The sequence below is a fragment of the Clostridia bacterium genome, assembly GCA_017438525.1.
Classification (GTDB): domain Bacteria; phylum Bacillota; class Clostridia; order Oscillospirales; family RGIG8002; genus RGIG8002.
The window spans coordinates 1-22023 of sequence record JAFRVI010000011.1 but is presented as its reverse complement, the minus strand read 5'-3'; the positions used below and the strand labels follow the sequence as shown (position 1 = coordinate 22023).

The following is a 22023-nucleotide window of genomic DNA, read 5'->3' as shown; positions in this document are numbered from 1 at the left end:
ATGAGCAATCAGGTCTTCAACTACCTCGTGACGCCGTCGGTCGTCCGCGCGGACGCGGAAACGGAGATAACGATACGCCCGCTCGGCGAAAACGCCGCCTTCGCGCGCGGCTGCGTCTACACGCTCGAAATACGCGAGCGCGACACCTTCCGCGCGCTCCGGGACGAATTCCCGATCTGCAAATACGAATGCGCGCCGAACGAAGCGGGCGAGCTTGTCTTCACCCACCGCTTCCGCGGCGAACAGCGGCATACGATAATACTGCGGCGTCCGGAGGAGGACCTGCGTTCGCCGTATTACGAAATAAACAACCGCCGCAAAAAGAGGCCGGATAACTGCACGGCGGTGCTCGCGGTCTATTCGCTCGCGCCGGATCTCTACGGGCTGCGCTGCTTCAAGGGCGAAACGCACTGCCACACCTACGAATCCGACGGCGTGCAGGATGCGGTACACACCGTCGCGAACTACCGCGCCGCGGGCTACGACTTCATCGCGCTGACCGACCACTTCACGTCGTACGCGTCGGAGAAGGCGAAGCGCGTTTTCGGCTCCGCGCCCGTTGCGATGACGATGCTGCTCGGCGAGGAGGTCCACGTCCCGACCGAGCGCGTCCACACGATACGTATCGGCGGCGAAGTCAGCGTCAACGAATGGTTTCGCGCGCACAGGGCCGAGGCGGAAGCCGAAGTCGCGGCGCTCGCGCCGACGCTCACGCTCCCCGACGGCATCGACCGCGAGGACTACGCCTGGCGCGTCTGGATAGCGAACAAATCCCGAGAGCTCGGCGGTCTCGCGATACTCGCGCATCCGTTCTGGATATGGGAGGAGGTCTACTTCATCCCGCCCGCCGTCACGCGGCAGCTCCTGCGCGACGGGGTTTACGACGCGCTCGACCTGCGCGACTACGACATGGAGCCGGCCGTCGCGCTCTGGGAAGAGGTGCGCGCCGAGGGCGTGAAGATACCCGTCGTCGGCTCGACCGACTCGCATTATACCTATGCGGCGGAGCCGAAGCTCCCCGCGAAGGGCGGATACACCTTCGTCTTCGCGCCCGACCGCTCGGAAGCGGCGCTGCTGAACGCGATCCGCGCCGGCAGGTCCCTCTGCGTGAAGACCGACTGCGCGCCGGAGTTCATCCTCGGCCCATATCGGCTGACGAAGTTCGCGCGTTTCCTGCTCGATAAGTTTTACCCCGTCTACATGCGGCTCTGCCACGGGCAGGGGGCGCTTATGGCGGATTACTCCGCGGACGGCGCGCCCGACCCGCAGACCGAAACGCTGCTCGGCGGCCTGAGCGAACGCTCCGAGCGCTTCGCCCGCGAATTCTACGGATATTGAGGTGCAAAATGGGGATCGAGATAAAAGAAATATACCCGCGCGTCTTCCGCGCTGACGAAAAACAGACAATATACGTCCGGACGAACGGCGAGCCGGGCGAGCTTTTCGCGAAGCTGCAGCCGATGGAGAAGCACGCCGTCACGCATTCGCCGGAGTTCCGGCTCCAGTCGGGCGATATACGCTATCCCTACCTGCCGATGAACGACCTCGGCGGCGGACTTTACTCCTTCGAGGGATATTTCGAGGGAGAGCAGCGCTTCTCGTTCAAGGTGAAAAGCGGGGAGGAGGAGCCGCGCCGCGCCTTCCTCTATTCGATAAAAGAGGATCTCGCGAAGCTGCGCCCCTTCAAGTGTGAAACGCACTGCCACTCCTGCCGCAGCGACGGCAGCGGAACGCCCTTTGAGGTCGCCTGCGCCTATCGCGCCGCGGGCTACGACTATATCGCGCTGACCGACCACGGCTGGATCGAGCCGTCCTACGAGGCGCGCGAGGAGGTCTCCGCGCTGACCGACGCGTTTTACGTCGTGCAGGGCGAGGAGGTCCATAACGAATGGAGCTTCTACCACATCGTCCATTTCGGCGGCGGATACAGCGTCAACAACCTGCTTCGCGAGAAGAAGGAATATATCGAAGAGCAGATCGACGGGCTGCTCGCCGAACGCGATTTTTCCGACGTTTCCGACGCGCGCGAAACGGCGTTCCGCGCCGTGATAGCGCGGGAGATACGTAAAGCGGGCGGCGTCGCGGTGATGGCGCATCCCTACTGGGACGTTGAGGGCGAATACTTCATGCCGCCCGAGGAGTTCGTCCACCACTGGAAGCACGGCGATTTCGACGTGCTGGAGCTTTTCGCGGGCAACGACGACGTCGGCAACGGCAACAACCTCTCGGAGATACTGCGCGGCGAGCTGCTCGCGCAGGGGTACCGCATCCCCGTCCTCGGCGCCTCCGACGCGCACGTCACGAAGCGGCATTGCGGCTACGACTATTTCGACCTGCAGTTCTCGATCGTTTTCGCGGAGGATTTCGGGAACGTTCCGCAGGCGTTCAAGGATGAACGCGGCGTCGCGGTCGAGCGCCGTCCGGAAGACGGACGCTTCCGCTGCGCGGGGCAGTACCGCTACATCAAATACGCGCGCTTTCTCATAGCGGAGTATTATCCGCGTTACGCGGAGCTTGCCGCAGTCCACTCCGCCGCGATGGCGGAGGGCGACAAACCCGCGATCGCCTCCGCCGAAGCGGACATCGACGCCTACCGCAAACTCTTCTTCGCAATTTGAAAACATATATGGGGTATTCGAGAAACAAACTAAGAAGCAATAGCATTTACCTATGATAAGAGAGGTATAACAGAATACCCGTTTGAGGAAGGAGCGCCGTCAATGCCGAAAATAGTCTCATTTGTACAAAATAGCGGTTTTGTGTGGCGGCAATTATATATTCTTGTAATATGTTATGTACAATATATCTAAGTATCGTTTTGTATGAGCAGGAGGTAAGAAAAGGATGGGGCTATTCTTCTCTAATTTTCACGTACGCAAAACAGAGGGCTTTGACGCGGACGGGTTTCAATCGCTACTTTTAAAGCTTATGAAAAAGCAGGGCTTCAAACGGAAGAAGGAGTCCGCCGAAGCGGATTTGTCGGTCTCGATATATGACGCAGGCGGGAAATGGCTTTCCGTATGCTCGGACGGGATCGATTTCTACATGGATGAATCGGTGAAGAATATCTGCGAGCCGCTTTCGGAGGAACTTGCCGCCGATGTATTGACGGTTTCCTGCTTCGACAGCGACTGTCTGATCATGAACAGGATCAACCGGAGCGAAGGTGTAGACGCATTTGCGAAAATAGGAAGCTGCCCGGGGCTGAAAAGGCGCTCCGCGCCGTCGCGCTGGAAAGGCCTCGTCGATGACGTTTCGCAGTGGAAAGCCGTTTTGAGCGGTGAATATACTTTTGCGGAAGACGCCTTAGCTGAAGTTGAGCCGCTCCTTGGCTTGGAAACGGGGCAGGGGCGGTTCTGCTCCGAGTTGCTCGAGAAGGGGGCGGAGGGAGTCCGCACGTTGTATTACGCGCTTCCCGAAGCGGTCACTAAAGCAGATCTGCCTTATTTTGTTTTTTCGTGTTTTTTCCCCAAACTACTGCCTTGCGAGATAGGGAAGCGGCATATTGTGACCGCGGCTAATTACGGCAGCAAGTCAAAAGGGATCGCCATAGTCTTTTCCGGCAATTATGTCGAGCGTGACGAGATACGCTTTCGCGACGTGCAGTTTATTTGCGACTTTCAGCATTCGCATCAGCGGGTTATCCGGCTCGAGCCTGAAAAACGGCAGGATCGAAACGGACGCTGGGTGTATTATGCGGAGATACCGGATTTTTCGCTTCAAAAAGCCATTCCTCTGCCAATATCTGTCAACAGTGAGTTCTTTGAGGAGCAATTCGGCGTCAGTTTTACGCCTGAGGGGAATAAAAGAAAAGTACTTGATATCACGGTGCATTTCATTCCGCTAAAGAACCCTGAAGGGCAATGCGCGTGGTGCGTTTGGCGGTATCACGGCAGCAAGCGCGCATTTATCGAGAATCACAACAAGACATTGGCTAATGCGCCGGGTGGGAAAACCCTTGATATCAATGACTATGATGACGACGAATAGCAGTGGTTTCATCATATCCGCAAATGTGCTATAATCATAACATAACCACCACGAAAGGACGCCACTCTATGAAATCTTATGAGCTCGTCGCGGAAACGATCCGCGGAAACAACTCCGGCAGGACGCCGGTCTACGGCTGGATCGCCTGGAATCTCGACTGGGAGCATTCGCAGTGGGGAGACTACAAAAAATTCGAGGACGAATACGAATTCGATATGGCGCACATCTTCGGCGGTCCGTATCCCTTCGACTACCACAAGATAGTCGGCATGAAAAAAGAGGGGATAACCATCACGCCGCAGATGCTGCTGGATATGCCGCTTCAGCCGGTCGACAGGATGGAGGACTACGACGGCATCCGCAAGGAGCTTGAGTATTACCGCGGTCAGCGCGAGCGTTTCTGCTATATGCAGACTCCCGGCATCTTCGAGTGCCTGAGCGACCCGCTCGCGATAGAGAACCACCTGCTCTATATGGCGCTCTATCCCGACGAGATGACGGAGCTTTACAAGCGGCAGGCGAAGTGGAACGCGCAGTTCGCGGAGAACGTCTGTGAGCTCGGCATGGATATGATCCACGTTTCCGACGACTGGGGCTCGCAGAACACCCTGCTCTTCAGCCCGACGATGTTCCGCGAAATGATAATGCCCGGGCATAAGGTCATCGGCGACGCGGTCCGCAAGCACGGCAAGTTCCTGAGCTTACACTCCGACGGCAACATCATCCCCGCGCTCGACGGAGTCATCGAGCTCGGCTACAACCTCGTGCATCCGTGGCAGGAAGCGGCGGGCATGAGCTACGACCTCTGGCTCGAGAAGTACAGCGACAAATTCGCGATCATGGGCGGCGTCTGCGTCCAGACCGCGCTCGGCTTCGGCGACTACGGGAAGCTGGAGAGCGACATCCGCCGCGTCTTCTCGCTGCTGAAGGGCAAGCGCTGGGTCTGCTGCACCACGCATTTCGTGCAGGAGCACTGCACCTTCGAGGAGCTGAAGTTCGCCTACGATCTCATTGCCGCGCTTCGCAAGTAACGGTTCGGTAAATGAACATAAATCTTGACAAATGAGCACAAATGAGATAAAATGAGCATAAGAGAAGGGCGGACGCCCTAAACAGCCGCGGTTTGCCGCGAATACATAAAAAGAAAGGGAGTTTATCATGGGAAAATTCGTTATTAAGCAGACCAAGACCGGATTCGTATTCAACCTCAAGGCCGGCAACGGCGAAGTCATCGCCGTCTCGGAGGTTTACTCCGCCGAATCGACCTGCAAGAACGGCATCGCCAGCGTCAAGAAGAACGCGGGCGCTCACGTCGAGGATCAGACCGTCGAGAACTTCGAGGTCCTCAAGAACCCGAAGTACGAAGTTTACACCGATAAGAAGGGCGAGTTCCGCTTCCGCCTGAAGGCCGCCAACGGCGAGATCATCGCCACCGGCGAGGGCTACAAGGCCAAGGCGAGCTGCCTTAACGGCATCGCCAGCATCGGCAAGAACGCTCCCGACGCGGAGATCGTCAAGGAGTAATCCGGAACATAACCGCATCAACGCAGGCGTCCTCGTGGCGCCTGCGTTTTTTTCAGAAATAGCGCTTGCATTTTTAATTCCCGTATGATAAAATAAATTAATTATGTATGAAAATGGGTTTTTATAAGAAACAGATAGTATTATTCCGAGAGGGTTGACGATATGAAGTTTGTTTCCAAGCTGCGCAGCAGGGGCGTTTCGCATCGAAAACTGAACTATGTAATGGTAGGGCTCGTCATCGTGTTTTCCGTGCTGCTGCTCATGTCGGTCTATCTGACCATGAGCGGTTACAACACCATGCGCAAGGCGACGGACGACTACATCGATCTCGAAAAGGCGGCTACGGGAATGCGCGTCGGCTCCGATTACCTGACCGAGCAGGTGCGCGCCTTCGTCGTGACGGGAGACCGTCAGTATTACGATAACTACTTCCGCGAAGCGAACGTTACAAAGCGCCGCGATATCGCGCTTGAAACGATAGAGCGGCATCTTTCGGATACCACGGCTTCGCGCGCGCTGAGAGCGTCGAAGGAGGCGTCGGATCGCCTTATGGAGAGCGAGTATCACGCGATGCTTCTTACCATATCCGCGGACAGCGACTACGAACTTGACGACTTTGTCGAGCTGAAAGCTACGGGCAATATGGTTCCCCGGAACGAGCTGCTTCTGACTCCGGAGGAAAAGATGGAGCTTGCGCGCTCGATCGTGTTCGACACCGATTATCTCCGCCAGAAAGAAGCCATAATGGCCGAGCTTGACGAGTGCCTTAACTACATCGAGACCGACACCCGCGCCAAGGAGGTCGAAGCCGCCGATCAAATGCGCGGCAGACTCGCGCTTCAGCAGATATACATATTCGCGCTCATTATCATAGTTCTCGTCATGGTCGCGCTGACCGCCGTGCTCGTTACCGGCCCGCTGCTCCGCGCGATCCCGCGCATACGCGACGACCAGCCGCTCGACGTGACCGGCGCGTATGAATACCGGTTCCTCGCGAAGACCTATAACCGCATTTACGGGAGCAACAAAGAGAAGAGCGCGCGCCTCGCTTATCAGGCGACCCACGACGAACTGACCGGCGCCTATAACCGTTCCGGCTACGAGGTGGTCAGCAAGCTCGTCTGCGTTACCGACTACGCCATGGTCCTGCTCGACATCGACCGCTTCAAGAGCTTCAACGACACTCACGGACACGACGTCGGCGATATGGTGCTTTCCCGCGTTTCCGAAACGCTGAAAAAGCAATTCCGAGCCGACGACTACGTATGCCGCATCGGCGGCGACGAGTTCGTCGTGCTTGTTACGAATATAAAGCCGGAGCACAGAGATCTCATCCTGCGCAAGATCGAGAACGTCAACTCCGAGCTTTCCGAGTGCGAGAACCCCGAGCTCGTCGCTTCGATCAGCGTCGGCGTCGCCTTCGGTAACGAAAACATCGCTATGAGAGAGGTTTTCAAAAAGGCCGACGACGCGCTCTATGACGTCAAGCAGAACGGCAGAAGCAGCTGTAAATTCGCGGAGTGATATCCGCGCCAGATAAAACGATCCGTTCCGGAGAGAGAATATGGATAATAAGAATACGAATGTGAATAACGAATCTGTCGGCGCCAAGCTCGTGAACGCCGTCATATCGCTTATCGCGGCTGCCGCGCTCGCGGTGCCCGCCGTTATCACGAAACAGCCCTCGCTGAACGTGCTTCCGCTTGCCGGCGTCGCCGCTATGACCTCGCTTTTCGGCAGTCTTTCCGGCATAGTCTGCGCGGTCGTGACCGCGGTATGTTCGGCGTATACGCTTTCCGAAGGCAACAGCTTCGTGCATTATTCGTCCGAAGGTCTTATCGGACATATAGCGATAATTTTCGTCGCCGCGGTATGCATCGTCTTCATCAGCAGAGTCAGGCGGCTGAATCGTGAGAAGACCGAGGAGCTTGAGCAGATCAAAGCCCGCCTCGAAGAGAACCATATCGAGCAGGAGACGGCGCGTACGATCGATACCGTGACGACGACAAGAAACCGCTACGCTTTCCGCCGTGATTATGAGAATTACAAGGGGCGCGACGTCTGCCTGCTGATGCTCGATATCGATAAGTTCAAACGCACGAACGACACCTACGGTCACGCCGTCGGAGATTTTCTCCTCAAGAAGTTGGGAGAGTCGATGCGGGTGCAGTTCGGAGACGAACACTGCTATCGCTACGGCGGCGACGAGTTTCTCGTCGTATGCCCCGAGGTCGCTCCGGATGATTTCACGTCGAGGATCGAAATGCTGAGAGAAGCGGTCTCTTTGATAAAGATTGACAACGCCGATATCAAGCTTCGCTTTTCGGCCGGCTGCGTTTACGGGTCCGCTGCGCGCTCCGACGACCTGCGCCTTATGATACGCCACGCCGACTCCAATCTTTACGAGGCGAAGGACGGCGGCAAAAACCGCTGCGTTTCCACTGAGTACTCGCGCGAGTTCGCGCAGAAGATCGAGCTTGTTCCGGAGTCCGATATGGTCGAACTTTTCGGCGCCTGACAGGCGGTAATAACATAAAAAAGCACTTCCGCAAAAACGGAAGTGCTTTTTCTGCAGTTTGCCTTAAAGTCGGACGGTACCTTATTGAACCCCGATCGGCAAGTGGAAAGATCAACACGGATTGAAATCCGGCTCCATGCAAAAATCTGGCGCAGGGCGGCATTCGCCCCGCCAACATATTAATGATAACAGAGGGCAGGGGATTTTGCAACAGTTGACATCAAGTTGTCATTGACAAAATAGTTGTCAACAATCTCTTGCGTTTTTTCTTAGAATATGTTATTATCATGTTATTATGAAGGGGGGCGGGGAGATGTTTGCGGAAAGGTTGAGCGAAGCGTTCAAAGTTGTCGGCGTGTCGCCGTCGGATGTGGCGCGCAGTATAGGATGCGACAGGTCGAATATCAGCAGAATGTGCAAAGGCGTGCGCGTGCCGAAGAAGTCGGCCGTATCTTCGCGCCGTCTTGTCAGCGGCATATGCGCCTTAGCCGTGGAAAAAGGAGAGCTTCCTGCTCTCCGTGCCCTTACCGGCTGTGATCAGGGAGCTTCCGAAACGCGCGTCCGCCAGCACCTTATGGATTGGCTTTATGAGGGAGTGAACACTGTCTCCGTAAAGCCGCGTAAGGCGAACAGGATCGCCCCATATGCGCAGCTCGGCGGCAGATTGAATGCCGTCATGGAGCTGGCGGAGCTTTCAAACGTCCGCTTCGGCCAATTGCTGAACCTCGACGCCTCTTATATCAGTCGTTTCCGCAGCGGTCAGCGCTCGCCGGAGTCCAACCCTCAGATGATGGACGATATCTGCGCCGTACTGCTCAAGCGCCTGGCGGAGCAGGATAAAATCGCCGAATTCGCCGCGCTTGCCGAGGCGCCGAAGGGCGAGCCGGAGGACGATGAAGAGGCGTTTTTCCTCCTGCGCGAATGGCTTTTCGATACAGGCAGGGACGTCAACATTCCGGCGGTGGAAAAGCTGCTCGGCAACATCGAGGAATTCGTGCCGCGCCGCATGGTGCCCACCATCTCCGCCGAGGAGCTTGTGGACCGCAGTGCAATGCACACGGGCGAGCGTATATACTACGGCGTCGACGGATTGCGCAACGCGGTGCTGCGTCTCGTTGTGGGAGTCCTGCGCGAAGGGATTAAGGAAATCTTCCTTTATTCCGACCAGAAACTCGACTGGATGATGGGGGACGAAGAGTTCAATCTGCTGCTGTTCTCGCTGCTGCTCGAATGTCTGAACAACGGCACGAAGATCACGATTATCCACAACGTCGACCGCGCCTCCGGCGAGATGTTCAGCGCGATATATAACTGGCTGCCGCTTTATATGTCCGGCGGAATAAACTCGTATTATTTCAGGCGGCAGAATCAGTCGCGATTCTCATATACGCTGTTTCTCTGCCCGGGTTACGCCTGTGTGGAAGGCGGCGGAGTTGTCGGCGATGAACACCTGTACGGTATCTACCGCTACGACACAGACGAAAAGATATTGAGCGTGCACGGCGATGCGTTCGACGCTATGCTCGCTACGTCGAAGCCGCTTGCGAAGGTGTACGGCTCCGACGAGGCGGAACGCCTCGCGGCGATGGGCGGAAGGGCGATGAGCGTTGTCGGATGCGGACTGCCCGTCAGCGTTATGCCGGAGGATACGCTGCGCGGTATGCTTTCGCGCGTCGGCGCGACGGAGCAGGAAAGCCGGAGAATGCTTGCGATCCTGAACGCGCGCCGCAGCGTGCTTGAAAAGAATCTCTGCGGCGGGTATATGCATCTTTCCGGCGTTCTCGCGGATAAGAAGAGCATAGCCGCCGGCGAGGTCGCGGTCGATCTGCCGGGCGTCCGGCTGCTCTATACGCCGGAGGAGTATGCGACGCAGGTGCGCGGCGTGCTTTCGCTGATGGATAACTACCCGAATTTCCGCTTCTTCATCATGCCGAAAGCTGCGTTTGAAAACGTGCAGATATCGGTTACTGAAAGCTCGATCGCGGTAAGTCGGCTGAAGGCGCCGCGCATCAGCTTCCTCGTCACTCATTCGTATCTGCGCGAGGCGTTCGCCGCCTTCGTGAGCAGCATCGAGGAGCGCTGCATCAAGGATGAAAAAGAGGCGCGCAGGCGCCTTGAAAGCTATCTTTAATTGATCGCTGAGGAGCAAAAATGCAGATTGTAATCAACAACGGCAGCGTCGAATACGACGGCGAGCCGGTGCTTACCGAAATAAACTTCGCCGTCCGCGAGAATGAAAAGATCGCGGTCGTCGGGCGCAACGGATGCGGCAAAACGACTCTGCTCCGCGCGCTGACCGGCGAGGTCGATATGATAAAAGGAACGGGCGAATCGGACTTCGGATTCCACAAGACCGGCGCACCCGTCGTCGGCTGCCTGAAGCAGACGTTTGAAGCGGGCGACGAAAGAACGCTTGAGGAGGAGCTGCTGACCGCGTATTCAGACCTTATCGAAACGGAGCGAGCCATGGCTGCCGCGCTTGAAGCGGTCGAGCGCGACGGCAGCGAGGAGAACGCCCGCGAGTATTCGCGCCTTCAGGAGCGCTTCGAAGACCTCGGCGGCTACACCTACAAGAAGGAATACCGCACGGCGCTGAAGAGGTTCGGCTTCGCGGAGTCGGATCTTTCCCGCCCGCTGAGGGAGTTCTCCGGAGGCCAGCGCACGAAGCTCGCGCTTCTCAAACTCCTGCTCTCAAAGCCGCAGGTGCTCCTGCTCGACGAGCCGACAAACCACCTCGATCTTTCCGCGGTCGAATGGCTCGAGGATTATCTCGTGAAATACCGCGGCTCATGCGTAATAGTCTCCCACGACCGAATGTTCCTTGACAAGATCGTCAACGTCGTCTATGAGATCGAATACGGCGAAACGCGCCGCTACACCGGCAATTACACCGCCTTCGCGGCGCAGAAGAAGGAGAACTACGAGCGCGAGCTGAAGGATGCGCTGATGCGCAAAAAGGAGGTCGAGCGCCTCTCCGCGCTTGTCGAGCGCTTCCGCTATAAAGCGAACAAGGCGAAGATGGCGCAGGCGAAGCTCAAACAGATCGAGCGGATCGGAGACACCTCCGCGCCGCGCGCCGCGGACGAAGCCGTCTTCCGCGGAGCGTTCGCGCCGGAACGCGAAACGGTGGAGAACGCCCTCGTCTGCGAGCATCTGCGCTTCGGCTACGGCGCTCCGCTCGGCGAGCTGGACACCGTCGTCAAGCGCGGCGAAAAGCTCGGTATCATCGGCGATAACGGCTGCGGCAAGTCCACTCTCGTGAAAACGCTGATGAAGATAATCCCCGCGCTCGGCGGCGAAAGCCGCTTCGGACTGCACGCGAGCGTCGGCTACTTCGATCAGACGATGACGCAGAACTTCTCGCCGCTTACGGTGCTGGAGGATTTCCAGAAGGACTTTCCGAATATGACGACAGGCGACGCGCGCACCGCGCTCGGCGCGTTCCTTTTCAGCGGCGAGGACGTTTTCAAAACCGTCGGCGAGCTTTCCGGAGGCGAAAAGGTGCGCCTCGCGCTCTGCAAGATATTCCGCCGCAGGCCTAATATCCTCGTGCTCGACGAGCCGACCAACCATATGGATATGCAGGGGCGCGACGCGCTCGAAAAGCTCCTCGCGGACTACGCCGGCACCGTCGTCGCAGTCTCGCACGACAGATACTTCATCAACCGCGTCTGCAACCGGCTCGCCGTCTTCGAGAACGGCGGGCTGAAGCTCTACGGCTGCGGCTACTCCGAATACGAGAAGCTCCGCCCGCGCGAAGCGGACGAGGAAACCGCCGACGCCGGCGGTAAGCCCGCGGCGAAGAAAAAATACGTTTCGCCGCTCAGGGAGCGCGACCGCAAGCTTCACCGCATCGGCGTCCTTGAGGAAAAGATCGCCGTCATCAACGCGCGAACGGCGGAAATATCCCGCATCCTCGCCGAAGACGCGGAGGTCTTCTCCGACTACGAAAAGGTCGCGGAGCTGACCGCCGAAAAAGAAGAGCTCGAGGCGAAGGAAGCGCCGCTTATGGAAGAATGGTCCTCGCTCATCGAGGACGTCGGTTAAGAAAGATAAAATATATAAAGGGTGATAATATGAAAACGGTTTTGTGGATATACGCCGCGATACTCGGCGCGGCTTCGCTCGTCGCCTTCGTTGCCTACGGCGTGGACAAGGCGAAGGCGATGCAGGAGGGCGACCGCATCAGCGAACGCGTCCTGCTCGCGCTCGCGGTCTACGGCGGCGCGGCCGGCGCGTTCTTCGGCAGGGTGGTCTTCCGCCACAAGACGAAGAAGAACTACTTTACTCTCGTGATAACCTTTGCGCTTCTGCTGCAGGCGGCGGTGCTTGCGCTGCTCATCTCGAAAGGGGGCGCGCGGTGATGGCGAATAATAACAACAATTTCTACCGCAAGGATAAATACGGCACCTACGGCTACGGAACGCCGAAGAACAAGCCGCGCAGGCAGCGCAGGAGGACGACCCGCGAGGAGTCGCACTCCGCGGAATCGAACACGCGCCTGACGCTCATCGCGCTGCTCGGCGCGATCGGCTTCGCCGGAGTTTTCGCCGCGCTCGCGCTTCGGGAGAAGCTCGGCGGCGCGTTCGTGCCGGTGCAGTCGGCGTGCGCGCTCGCGCTGCTGGCGTCGCTGGCGCTGTTTTCGTCGTTCAGAAGATGAAATATTTGTGAAAATGCGGCGCCGCCGCGCGTTATGTGTTATAATATCCGCATATTTCATCCGGAGGGACAGCTATGGGAACTTTCAAAAGCACGGACGAAGCGCGTGAGTTTTTCAAAAACGACCGCTTCGCAACGGATAACGGCATGCGTATAGACGAGCTTTTCGACGGCGGCTGCGTCTGCTCGATGGAGCTGACGGAGGCGCACCGCAACGCCTACGGCGGAACGATGGGCGGCGTGATATTCACGCTCGGCGACTTCGCCTTCGCCGTTTCGTCGAATAACGACCATCAGCCGACCGTCGCGCTGACGGTGAACGTCAACTTCACCGCGCAGCCGAAGGGGAAGCGGCTCATCGCGCGCTCGCAATGCGTCAAAAGCGGCAGGACGACCTGCGTTTACGACATACGCGTGACCGACGAAACGGGGCGCGACGTCGCGCTCTTCGTCGGCACCGGCTACAAGCTGGAGAAATAGGCGCGGAAAAACGCAAAAAAGGACGGGAGCGATCCCGTCCTTTTCGTTATATTATTTTCTGTTTATCCCGCGTAGGGCGTTCCGTTGACGTAGAGGGTGTATCCGTTGAGGTTGAGATTCGCGGCGCTGCCTGTGAACGAGGTCACGTAGCTGTCCGCGGTGAGCGTCCAGACGCTCGCGCCGTCAAGCGTCACGGAGACGCTGCCGGTCTCGGAGGAGACGGTATCACCCTTCGCGTTCGTGATGCTTCCGCCGATGAAGCCGGTGAAGACCGAGCCGTCGGAAAGGGTCAGCGTCAGCGAGGAGTTGTCGCCGACGAGCACCGCGCCGCCGAGCGTCTGCGCGGTGGCGTTCAGCACGGCGGTGTTGCTCCCGCCGCTCCAGCCGTCGTCGCATACGGAGATGAGCACGTTTTCGCCGTCCTCGTTGATTATCTCCACTCCGGAGAGGGTTATCACGCAGCTCGTGTTGGTGACGTGGAAGACGTGTCCGCTTCTGCTCGTCAGGCTGCCGCCCGTCATCGTGAAGGAGGACGTGCCGCTCGCCGCGTCGCCGCTCATCGACTGATAGATCATTATGCTGTCATAAAAGGTCGCGTTGCCGTTGCATTTGGTGTTGTTCGCGGTCAGGTCGCAGTCGTTGAGCGTGATGGAGTTGAGTCCCTCTATGCAGACGCCTTCAGAAAGGTTGGAAACGAGCGTCGCGTTCGATACGGTTATATCCGCGGTGGAGTATATCGCCGGAGAGCCGAGCCCGTTTGAGGTGTAGGTGCCGCCGTCGACTGTGACCGTGCCGCCGCCTCTGTCGGTGCGGATCGGCGCGGAGGACTGACCGTTCGTCGTGACGGTCAGATCGTGCGCTTGCATAACGCCTCCGCCGGTGGTCATTATGCCGCCGGAGCCGCTGCCTGTCGTCGTTATCGTCACGTCTTTGATGATGACCGTCGTGCCGTCGCCGGAGGCGCCCTTCTGTCCGCCGTTGCCGCCGTAGCAGAAGACGCCGTTGGCGCCGGAGGCGCCGGAGGTGATCGAGCCGCCGGTGATCGTCGTCGTGGAGCCGTCCTTGACGAGCAGTGCGGCGTTCTGTCCGTAGAAGTTGCAGTTGTCGCCTCCGTCGGAGTCGCCGGTCTTCGTGACCGTTGCGTTTTCGATCGTGACAGCGTCGGCGGTGCTGATCATAAGCGCGCTTTCATCGGCTGTCGAGGAGGCGTAGGTCTTGCCGCTTTCGGAAGCGGATGAGGTTATCTCCGTTGCGCCGGCGTATACGACGGAAGAACTGCCGCTCCCGCCTGGAGCGCCCCCTCCGCCGGGTGCGTCGGGCGGATCGCCGGGCGCATTCTGCGCAGAGGAAGAGGCCGGACCCTCGACGGAGGAGGAGATCGTCGTGCCGCTGCATGCCGCGAGCGAAGAGACGAGCAGGAGGAACAGGATCATTGCCAGTAACTTTTTCATTGTTTTCTCACCTTTTTATTTTATTTTGTATTATTGAAAGATTGCCCGGAAAAGCTCAGAAGCCCTCGGAGAGCTTTGCCGCGACGCGCAGGATGCGCAGCGCGTCGGAAACGGTTATCACGCCGTCGCCGTCGACGTCGCCTGTTGCGAGCGCCTCTTCAGTCTCTTCCGCGAGCTTCGCGGCGATGCGGAGCGCGGCGAGCGCGTCCGCGACGGTGATTTCCCCGTCCTTATCCATATCGCCGATAAGGACGGCGGCGGAGGCGCTTTTGACGGTCACGGTGATCGTCAGATCGCCGGTGACCTTTGTCACGCGCCAGGAGTTCGCGCCGGCGCTGTCAGAAATGTCCTTGAGGTTCTTGTAGCCGCCGGCAACGGCAACGCTTTCGACCTCGAAGCCTTCCGCGGCGACGACAGCGAAGTTGATCTGCCCGTCTCCGGTGACGACCGGGCAGCCGGAGTCGCTGTCGCGCGCGACGGCGGTGGAGACGCCTTCCTCGTCGGCGGAGGCGTAGTCCTGCGTGTAATAGATGTTGACCGCGGCGTCGCCGCCTTCAATGATGAAGGTCGCTGTGAAGGGCGCCGCCGTCACGACGTCTGTATAGCCAGCTTTGCCTATTGATGCGGTCGCTGTGAAGGTGATCGTTTCCGCGTTGGTCAGCACGCTCGTTATCGCGCCGTCGAGCGCTACGGAGTTGCCGCAGTCGGCGCAGATGTAAGTGAGCGTCGCTTTGCCGCAGCCGTCGCTCCACGTCCATTCGGGAGTCGTGCCGTCGGCCACTGTTCCGTGCTCGCATTCGACGGTCGTTATCGTCACCGTCGTGTCGGCGGTTATCTTGGTGATGCGGTAGGTGTTCGCGAGGCCGGTATCAGACGGTCCCTTGATGTTTTTATACGTGCCGGAAACGGCGCTGACGCCGCTTATCGCGTAGCCTTCCGCGAGGACGACGGTGAAATTGAGCTGTCCGTCGCCGGTGGAGTCGGGAGCGCCGGTGGCGCTGCTGCGCGAGACCGCCGCACCGTCGGCGGCGACGGATACGCTCGCGCCGGAGTAGTCCTGCGTTTCATAAACCGTGATCGAGCTGACTCCCTCGTCGCCGGCGAAGGTGACGGTGAAGCCCTCGTCGGTCGATGCGCCGCCTTCAAACGCGTGGTCGCATTCGGGAACGGTGACGAGCGCGGGGATCGTCTGCGTTTCGGTCGCGCCGCAGACGGAGCAGGTGTAGGTCGTCAGCCCGTTGCTTTCCGCCGTCGCGGCGGTAACGGCGCCGTCGTCCCAGCTGTGGCTCCACGAGCCGCCCTTGCACGCCGCCGCGCTGTTTGCGGTCGTGATCGTCGGGGCGGAGGAAGAAACGGAGGAAGGCCAGGAGGCGAGGACGTAGCTCACGTTTTTCGTCAGCGTATAGCTCATCAGTACGCTGCCGTTTGCCGAAGCGTTCACGGCCTTGCCTGCGGAAACGCTCGTTCTGCTCGCGGTGTATTTCTGATCCGCGCCGAACCAGCTTTTCTGCGCCGTGCCGTCAGCGCCGGTGGAGCCGGCGGTGATGAGCGTCGCGCCCTGCACGAGGATCGTGCCGTCGGCGTCGAGCGCGGAGTTATCGCCGCCGGAGCGCATACTGAACACCGCCTGCGTGCCGCCGTAGAGATAGAGTCCGCCGTTGGAATCGAGCCCGTCGCCGTCGCAGTTGACGTAAAGCTCGCCGCCGTAGATATAGATGTTATAATCGCTTGACGACGAGGAGCCGCCGGGCGTGTTTCCGCCGGGGCCGTGTCCGCCGCCCGGATTCCAGCCGCCGCCTCCGCCGAAGCCTGGGTCAGTGCCGTTTCCGCTGCCGCCGGCGGCGTTCACGCCGTCATCGGAGGCGACGACGTAATAGCGTCCGGAGTAGATATAGACCGTGCCGCCCTCGAGGCCTTCATAGGAGCTTTCGATGCGGACGTCGGGATCGCGCGCAAGTCCGTTTTCGCTGCCGAGGATAAGGGATGTATCGGCGTGCATCCCGTCGTCGCCGGTGTTTATCGTGAAGGCGCCGCCGGTGACGGTGGCGTAGGCGTCGGAATGGAGCGCGTCGTCGCCGGTGTTGAGCGTGAAACTGCCGCCGGTGATCGTGAGCGTCGGTTCGATGCCGGCCTCTTCGGCGCGGTCGCCCGCCGCCTTCAGCCCTTTGCAGCTGTTGGCGTCCGCGAGGGTGTCGTTCCATACGCCGCTGCCCTTCCACGTCTGAACGTCAAACGTGCCGCCGTTGATCGTGAGCGAAGCGTCGGCCTGGAAGCCGTCGCCGTCGCAGTCGATATCGAACTCGCCGCCGTTGACCGTAATTGCGCCGGCGGATTCATTGTCAATCGTTGTTCCCTCGGCCTCGTCGGTGGCGTCCGGCGCGCTCTTGACGCCGTCACCCGCCGCCTTTATGACGTAGGAGCCGCTGTTGAAGACGATACTTCCGTCGCAGGCGATGCCGTTATTGACCGCCGCGCCGGAGAGGGTGCCGCCGTAATACTTTCCGCTGCCTGTGACCGTGACCGTGCCGGATTGATTGAAGACCAGTGCCGCGGTGGAGCCGCCTTTGATACCGTTCTTGGCGTTCGCGACGATGTTCAGATCGCCATCGCCGCAGAAGGTCACGGACGCGCCGCTTTTGATCTTGATCGCCGCGCCCTCGAAGGCTTCTGCGATCTCGGGGTCGGATGAATTCTCGTCTTCGGGGTTCTCGTTATCCGTCAAGGTGGACGTTCCTTCGAGATGGATGCTTACGTCGGAGGATTTCTTGACGACTATCGGCGCGGTCGATGAGGAGGCGAGAGTAAGATTGTCGAGTATGAGCGTGACTCCGCTTAGCCCCTTGCTAACGACTATCGAACCTTCCGCGCAGCTTCCGCTTATGCGGTAGACGCCCGCGGCGGTGATGGTCAGCGCCGTGCCTGCGATTGCGTAACCGCTTCCGGAGAGGGTTTCCTCCACGCCGGAGTCGGTGAAGGTGAGTGCTGCGCTTTCCGCGGTGTCGGCGAACGCTTCGACCGCGCAGAGCGAGAAGAGCATCGCTGCTGCGATTATTACGCTGATGAATTTTTTAAGTTTCATTTTCTGATTCCTCCTTAATAATCGGTCTTGCCGGTGGTGTTCGTTCTGTGTCTTACTGTACGGATTATAAAGGCGGAAGATTGAAACAAGATTGAAAAGCGTTTAATATTTCAAACGGCAGGCGAAAAAATTCGCGCAATAAAAGAGGACGCTCAAAGCGTCCTCTTTTATTGCGTTATTCCACTTGCCGTCGGGGATTTCAACGTTTCGCCTCAAAGCAGCGCTTTGAGTTCTGCGTCCGAGAGGGTGGCGAAGCCGCGCTCGTCGAGCAGTTCCTCCGCGGCGGCGGTGCTGTCGACGCGGAGTACGACGTAGGCGCTGTCGCTCTTCGTGCCGGTGAAGGCGTAGAGGTATTCGACGTTGATTTGCGCTTCCTCGAGCGCGTCGAGCACTCCGGAGAGCGCGCCCGCCTGGTCGTCCATGCGGACGGCGATGACCTCCGTCTCGGTGACGATGGCGTGCTCGCTGACGATGCGCTTCGTCTCGGCGGCGTCGGAAACGATGAGGCGAAGGATGCCGAAGTCCTTGGTGTCCGCGATGCTCATCGCGCGGATATTGATGCCGGCGGCGGAAATCTTACGGACTGTTTCGGAGAGCTTGCCGGGTTTGTTTTCGAGGAAAACGGATAACTGTGTGATCGCCATGAGTCTCGCTCCTTTCTAATCGTGCAGCTTGCGCTTGTCGATGACTCTGACCGCCTTGCCCTCGCTTCTGGCGATGGACTTGGGCGGAACGAGGTGCATTTTCGCGCCGATGCCGAGCATCGCGCGCATCGCGCCTTCAAGGGATTTTTCTCTGTTCTGGATGTCCGCGATCTTGTCGGAGAACTGATCGGGATTCAGCTCGACGTAGACGTCGAGGGTGTCGTTGTTGCGTTCTCTGTCGACGACGATCTGGTAGTTCGGGTCGTAGCCCTCCTTGAGCAGAACGGTCTCGATCTGGCTCGGGAAGACGTTGACGCCGCGGATGATCATCATATCGTCGCTGCGTCCCATCGGCTTGCTCATTCTGACGTGAGTTCTGCCGCAGGAGCACTTCTCGCGTGAAAGCACGCAGATGTCGCGGGTGCGGTAGCGGAGCAGCGGGAAGCCCTCCTTATCGAGCGAGGTGAAGACCAGCTCGCCCTTGGAGCCCTCGGGAAGCACTTCGCCGGTGTCGGGGTCGATTATCTCGGCGTAGAAGTGGTCCTCGTTGATGTGCATTCCGTGCTGTTCCTCGCATTCGAAGGCGACGCCGGGGCCGCTCGTTTCGGTCAGACCGTAGATGTCGTAGGCCTTGATGCCGAGGGATTCCTGGATGTTGCGGCGCATCTCCTCCGTCCACGGCTCCGCGCCGAAGATACCCGCCTTCAGCTTGTTGTCGGAGGGCTTGTATCCCTTCTCCTTCAGCGTCTCGCCGATATAGGCGGCGTAGGAGGGGGTGCAGCAGAGGATGGTCGCGCCGAGGTCCATCATGAACTGGATCTGTCTGTCGGTGTATCCGGAGGACATCGGCAGCGTCAGGCAGCCGACCTTGTGCGAACCGCCGTTGAGTCCGGGTCCGCCGGTGAAGAGACCGTAGCCGTAGCATACCTGGCAGACGTCCTCGTTAGTGCCGCCGGCGGCGACGATGGCGCGCGCGCAGCACTCTTCCCAGAGGTCGATATCGTGCTGCGTGTAGAACGCCACGACACGTCTGCCGGTCGTGCCGGAGGTGGACTGGATGCGGACGCAGTTCTTGATGTCGGTGCCGAGCAGTCCGTAGGGGTAGGCGTCGCGGAGGTCCGCTTTCGAGAGGAAGGGCAGCTTCCTGATATCGTCGATGCTCTTTATATCCTCCGGCTTGACGCCTTTTTTATCCATAAGATCGCGGTAATAGGGGACGTTTTCGTAAACGCGCTTCACCTGCTTGACGAGCTTCTCGTTCTGTATGCGGATAATCTCGTCCCGTGAGGCGGTTTCTATCTCCTCCTGATAATAGTTTGACATTGGTTTGCTCCCTTTTTTATGTGTCCTGTGCGTCAGCGTCCGAGGTTGTCGGTGATGCCGACGGTTTTGCTGTCATTGTAGCAGGCGAACTTGTCCTCGACGTCCGCGGGCGCGGAACGCTTCGTCAGCGCGCTGACGAGCGGTACTATGACGAGTCCGCCGACCATCGCGATAACGCCCGAGTAGAGCGAGTTTTTGAAAACGAAGCTCAGCACGGGGATCTCCGCGACGGAGAAAAGCCCGATGGAAATGAGGAACTGCACGACCTCCAACCCGACGCCCCACACGAAGCAGGCGGCGACGGCGGCTTTAGTGGTCTTCTTGTAGTAGAGGCCGTAGAGGAAGGGCGCGAGGAACGCTCCTGCGAGCGCGCCCCAGGAAACGCCCATCATCTGCGCGATGAAAAGGTTCTTGCTGTTCGCCTGATAGATCGCGATTATCGCGGAGACCGCGATGAAGACGACTATGAAGATACGCATCATCGTCAGCTTCTTCTTCTCGGTCATTTCCTTCTTTCTCGCGGGGGCGATCAGGTCGAGCGTGATCGTCGAGGAGCTGGTCAGCACCAGCGAGGAGAGGGTGGACATCGATGCCGAAAGCACCAGCACTATAACTATGCCGATGATTATCGCGGGCAGGTTGGAGAGCATCTTCGGGATTATCGCGTCGAAGCCCTCCGCCTTCACGTCGACGTTATAGAGCCGCGCGAAGCCGCCGAGGAAGTAGCAGCCGCCGGCGACGACTATCGCGAAGATCGTGGAAATGATGGTGCCCTTCTTGATGGAGTCCTCGTTCTTTATCGCGTAGAACTTGCCGACCATCTGGGGCAGTCCCCAGGTTCCGAGGGAGGTCAGCAGCACGACGAAGATAAGGAATACGGGGTCCGGTCCGAGGAAGGAGGCGAACTCCCAGCCGCCGTTGGGGCCGGTCGCGAGCTGCTTCGTCGCTTCCATGAAGCCGCCGTTGCTGTTCAGCACCGCGACGATGACCGCGATGATGCCGCCGAGCATTATGATGCCCTGAATGAAATCGTTGAGGGCGGTCGCCATATATCCGCCGAGGATGACGTAGATTCCCGTAAGCACCGCCATAATTATGACGCAGACCGCATAGGGTATGCCGCCGAACGCCATATTGAACAGTCTGGAAAGGCCGTTATACAGCGAAGCGGTGTACGGGATCAGAAACACGAAGGTGATCACCGAAGCGGCGATCTTCAGCTTCGGCGAGTTAAATCGCGAGCCGAAGAAGTCGGGCATCGTCTTGCTCGAGAGGTGCTGCGTCATGATGCGCGTGCGCCTGCCGAGTATGCTCCACGCGAGCAGCGAGCCGATGAACGCGTTTCCGAGACCGATCCACGTAGAAGCGAGTCCGAAGTTGTAGCCGAACTGTCCCGCGTAGCCGACGAAGATGACGGCGGAGAAGTAGGACGTTCCGAAGGCGAAGGCGCTGAGCCAGGGACCGACGGAGCGCGAGCCGAGAACGAATCCGTTAACGTCGGACGCGTGTTTCTTCGATCTGACGCCGATGATTATCATCACCGCAAAAAAGACTATGATAAGCGCGAGCGTCAGGATGGATGTGGTACTCATTTTTTGTCATCCTTTCTGTTGGACGTTTATTTGTTGACAGGGGGGAGCTTGTTGAGCGCGACCTGCAACTCCTCGTCGGTGGGGATGTAATCCTCCATCTGTCCGTCGTGGAACTTCTGGTACGCGACCAGGTCGAAGTAGCCGGTGCCGGTCAGGCCGAAGACGATGGTCTTCTCCTCGCCGGTCTCCTTGCACTTCAGCGCCTCGTCGATCGCTACGCGGATAGCGTGGGAGCTTTCGGGGGCGGGGAGGATGCCTTCTATGCGGGCGAACTGCTCCGCCGCTTCAAAGACCTTGACCTGCGGGACGGAAACGGCTTCCATCAGCCCGTCGTCGTAGAGCTGGGAGAGCACGGAGCTCATGCCGTGATAGCGGAGTCCGCCGGCGTGGTTCGGCGCGGGGATGAAGTCGCTGCCGAGGGTGTACATCTTCGCGAGCGGGCAGACCATGCCGGTGTCGCAGAAGTCGTAGGCGTACTTGCCGCGGGTAAGACTCGGGCAGGACGCCGGCTCGACGGCGATGATGCGGCAGTCGAGCTTGCCGTTGATCTTGTCGCGCATGAAGGGGGCGATCAGTCCGCCGAGGTTGGAGCCGCCGCCCGCGCAGCCGATGACCATATCCGGCTTGATGCCGTATTTGTCGAGCGCCGCCTGCGTTTCAAGACCGATAATGCTCTGATGCAGCAGCACCTGGTTCAGCACGGAACCGAGAACGTAGCGGTAACCCGGCTGCTTCACGGCGGCTTCCACGGCTTCGGAAATGG

At 59.0% G+C, this 22023-nt stretch carries 18 protein-coding genes; 12 read left to right on the top strand and 6 right to left on the bottom strand.

What is annotated here, in order from left to right:
* The 12 genes from IJL83_01115 (at window position 1) to IJL83_01060 (ending at window position 13171) form a co-directional block, all read left to right on the top strand.
* Window positions 1–1338 carry a hypothetical protein gene (locus tag IJL83_01115; GenBank protein MBQ6552209.1) on the top strand — a complete coding sequence of 446 codons (1338 nt, stop codon included), beginning with the start codon at window positions 1–3 and terminating at the stop codon, window positions 1336–1338.
* A gap of 8 nt (window positions 1339–1346) precedes the next feature.
* Window positions 1347–2618, top strand: a complete 1272-nt coding sequence (locus IJL83_01110) for a PHP domain-containing protein (protein ID MBQ6552208.1) — start codon at window positions 1347–1349, stop codon at window positions 2616–2618.
* A 226-nt stretch (window positions 2619–2844) separates the two neighbouring features.
* A complete protein-coding gene (locus IJL83_01105; GenBank protein MBQ6552207.1) occupies window positions 2845–3990 on the top strand; it encodes a hypothetical protein in 1146 nt (381 codons plus the stop codon).
* A gap of 68 nt (window positions 3991–4058) precedes the next feature.
* A complete protein-coding gene (locus IJL83_01100; GenBank protein MBQ6552206.1) occupies window positions 4059–5021 on the top strand; it encodes a hypothetical protein in 963 nt (320 codons plus the stop codon).
* A 127-nt stretch (window positions 5022–5148) separates the two neighbouring features.
* On the top strand, window positions 5149–5514 hold the full coding sequence (locus tag IJL83_01095; GenBank protein ID MBQ6552205.1) for a YegP family protein: 366 nt from the start codon (window positions 5149–5151) through the stop codon (window positions 5512–5514).
* A 162-nt stretch (window positions 5515–5676) separates the two neighbouring features.
* Complete coding sequence (locus IJL83_01090) at window positions 5677–7038, top strand: GGDEF domain-containing protein (GenBank protein MBQ6552204.1); 1362 nt, start codon at window positions 5677–5679, stop codon at window positions 7036–7038.
* Between the two features lie 40 nt (window positions 7039–7078).
* Window positions 7079–8032 (top strand): GGDEF domain-containing protein, encoded by a 954-nt coding sequence (locus tag IJL83_01085; protein ID MBQ6552203.1) that lies wholly within the window; start codon window positions 7079–7081, stop codon window positions 8030–8032.
* Window positions 8033–8345: 313 nt separating this feature from the next.
* On the top strand, window positions 8346–10163 hold the full coding sequence (locus IJL83_01080; GenBank protein MBQ6552202.1) for a hypothetical protein: 1818 nt from the start codon (window positions 8346–8348) through the stop codon (window positions 10161–10163).
* 20 nt (window positions 10164–10183) lie between these two features.
* Complete coding sequence (locus IJL83_01075; protein ID MBQ6552201.1) at window positions 10184–12079, top strand: ABC-F family ATP-binding cassette domain-containing protein; 1896 nt, start codon at window positions 10184–10186, stop codon at window positions 12077–12079.
* A 29-nt stretch (window positions 12080–12108) separates the two neighbouring features.
* Window positions 12109–12396 carry a DUF1294 domain-containing protein gene (locus IJL83_01070; protein MBQ6552200.1) on the top strand — a complete coding sequence of 96 codons (288 nt, stop codon included), beginning with the start codon at window positions 12109–12111 and terminating at the stop codon, window positions 12394–12396.
* The gene (locus IJL83_01065; protein MBQ6552199.1) at window positions 12396–12692 is read left to right on the top strand and encodes a hypothetical protein; all 297 of its coding nucleotides are present in this window, start codon (window positions 12396–12398) and stop codon (window positions 12690–12692) included. Before IJL83_01070 ends, IJL83_01065 begins: the two co-directional genes overlap by 1 nt.
* A gap of 74 nt (window positions 12693–12766) precedes the next feature.
* On the top strand, window positions 12767–13171 hold the full coding sequence (locus tag IJL83_01060; GenBank protein ID MBQ6552198.1) for a PaaI family thioesterase: 405 nt from the start codon (window positions 12767–12769) through the stop codon (window positions 13169–13171).
* 62 nt (window positions 13172–13233) lie between these two features.
* Here the strand turns inward: IJL83_01060 and IJL83_01055 are convergent, their stop codons facing one another.
* From IJL83_01055 to IJL83_01030, 6 genes are all read right to left on the bottom strand, one after another.
* Window positions 13234–14622 carry a hypothetical protein gene (locus tag IJL83_01055; protein ID MBQ6552197.1) on the bottom strand — a complete coding sequence of 463 codons (1389 nt, stop codon included), beginning with the start codon at window positions 14620–14622 and terminating at the stop codon, window positions 13234–13236.
* Window positions 14623–14677: 55 nt separating this feature from the next.
* Window positions 14678–17701, bottom strand: a complete 3024-nt coding sequence (locus IJL83_01050) for a carbohydrate-binding domain-containing protein (GenBank protein MBQ6552196.1) — start codon at window positions 17699–17701, stop codon at window positions 14678–14680.
* 212 nt (window positions 17702–17913) lie between these two features.
* Window positions 17914–18345 (bottom strand): hypothetical protein, encoded by a 432-nt coding sequence (locus IJL83_01045; protein ID MBQ6552195.1) that lies wholly within the window; start codon window positions 18343–18345, stop codon window positions 17914–17916.
* Between the two features lie 15 nt (window positions 18346–18360).
* On the bottom strand, window positions 18361–19668 hold the full coding sequence (locus IJL83_01040; GenBank protein ID MBQ6552194.1) for a phenylacetate--CoA ligase: 1308 nt from the start codon (window positions 19666–19668) through the stop codon (window positions 18361–18363).
* A 32-nt stretch (window positions 19669–19700) separates the two neighbouring features.
* Complete coding sequence (locus IJL83_01035) at window positions 19701–21260, bottom strand: sodium:solute symporter (GenBank protein ID MBQ6552193.1); 1560 nt, start codon at window positions 21258–21260, stop codon at window positions 19701–19703.
* A gap of 26 nt (window positions 21261–21286) precedes the next feature.
* A partial coding sequence (locus tag IJL83_01030) for a pyridoxal-phosphate dependent enzyme (protein ID MBQ6552192.1) occupies window positions 21287–22023 on the bottom strand: 737 nt, incomplete at its 5' end.

Bases quoted from the DNA above. Each gene is read 5' to 3' on its own strand.
- IJL83_01045 (MBQ6552195.1), bottom strand. From the start codon at position 18,345: ATGGCGATCACACAGTTATCCGTTTTCCTCGAAAACAAACCCGGCAAG.
- IJL83_01040 (MBQ6552194.1), bottom strand. From the start codon at position 19,668: ATGTCAAACTATTATCAGGAGGAGATAGAAACCGCCTCACGGGACGAG.
- IJL83_01085 (MBQ6552203.1), top strand. From the start codon at position 7,079: ATGGATAATAAGAATACGAATGTGAATAACGAATCTGTCGGCGCCAAG.
- IJL83_01075 (MBQ6552201.1), top strand. From the start codon at position 10,184: ATGCAGATTGTAATCAACAACGGCAGCGTCGAATACGACGGCGAGCCG.
- IJL83_01110 (MBQ6552208.1), top strand. From the start codon at position 1,347: ATGGGGATCGAGATAAAAGAAATATACCCGCGCGTCTTCCGCGCTGAC.
- IJL83_01055 (MBQ6552197.1), bottom strand. From the start codon at position 14,622: ATGAAAAAGTTACTGGCAATGATCCTGTTCCTCCTGCTCGTCTCTTCG.
- IJL83_01050 (MBQ6552196.1), bottom strand. From the start codon at position 17,701: ATGAAACTTAAAAAATTCATCAGCGTAATAATCGCAGCAGCGATGCTC.
- IJL83_01100 (MBQ6552206.1), top strand. From the start codon at position 4,059: ATGAAATCTTATGAGCTCGTCGCGGAAACGATCCGCGGAAACAACTCC.
- IJL83_01035 (MBQ6552193.1), bottom strand. From the start codon at position 21,260: ATGAGTACCACATCCATCCTGACGCTCGCGCTTATCATAGTCTTTTTT.
- IJL83_01070 (MBQ6552200.1), top strand. From the start codon at position 12,109: ATGAAAACGGTTTTGTGGATATACGCCGCGATACTCGGCGCGGCTTCG.
- IJL83_01115 (MBQ6552209.1), top strand. From the start codon at position 1: ATGAGCAATCAGGTCTTCAACTACCTCGTGACGCCGTCGGTCGTCCGC.
- IJL83_01095 (MBQ6552205.1), top strand. From the start codon at position 5,149: ATGGGAAAATTCGTTATTAAGCAGACCAAGACCGGATTCGTATTCAAC.
- IJL83_01065 (MBQ6552199.1), top strand. From the start codon at position 12,396: ATGGCGAATAATAACAACAATTTCTACCGCAAGGATAAATACGGCACC.
- IJL83_01090 (MBQ6552204.1), top strand. From the start codon at position 5,677: ATGAAGTTTGTTTCCAAGCTGCGCAGCAGGGGCGTTTCGCATCGAAAA.
- IJL83_01105 (MBQ6552207.1), top strand. From the start codon at position 2,845: ATGGGGCTATTCTTCTCTAATTTTCACGTACGCAAAACAGAGGGCTTT.
- IJL83_01060 (MBQ6552198.1), top strand. From the start codon at position 12,767: ATGGGAACTTTCAAAAGCACGGACGAAGCGCGTGAGTTTTTCAAAAAC.
- IJL83_01080 (MBQ6552202.1), top strand. From the start codon at position 8,346: ATGTTTGCGGAAAGGTTGAGCGAAGCGTTCAAAGTTGTCGGCGTGTCG.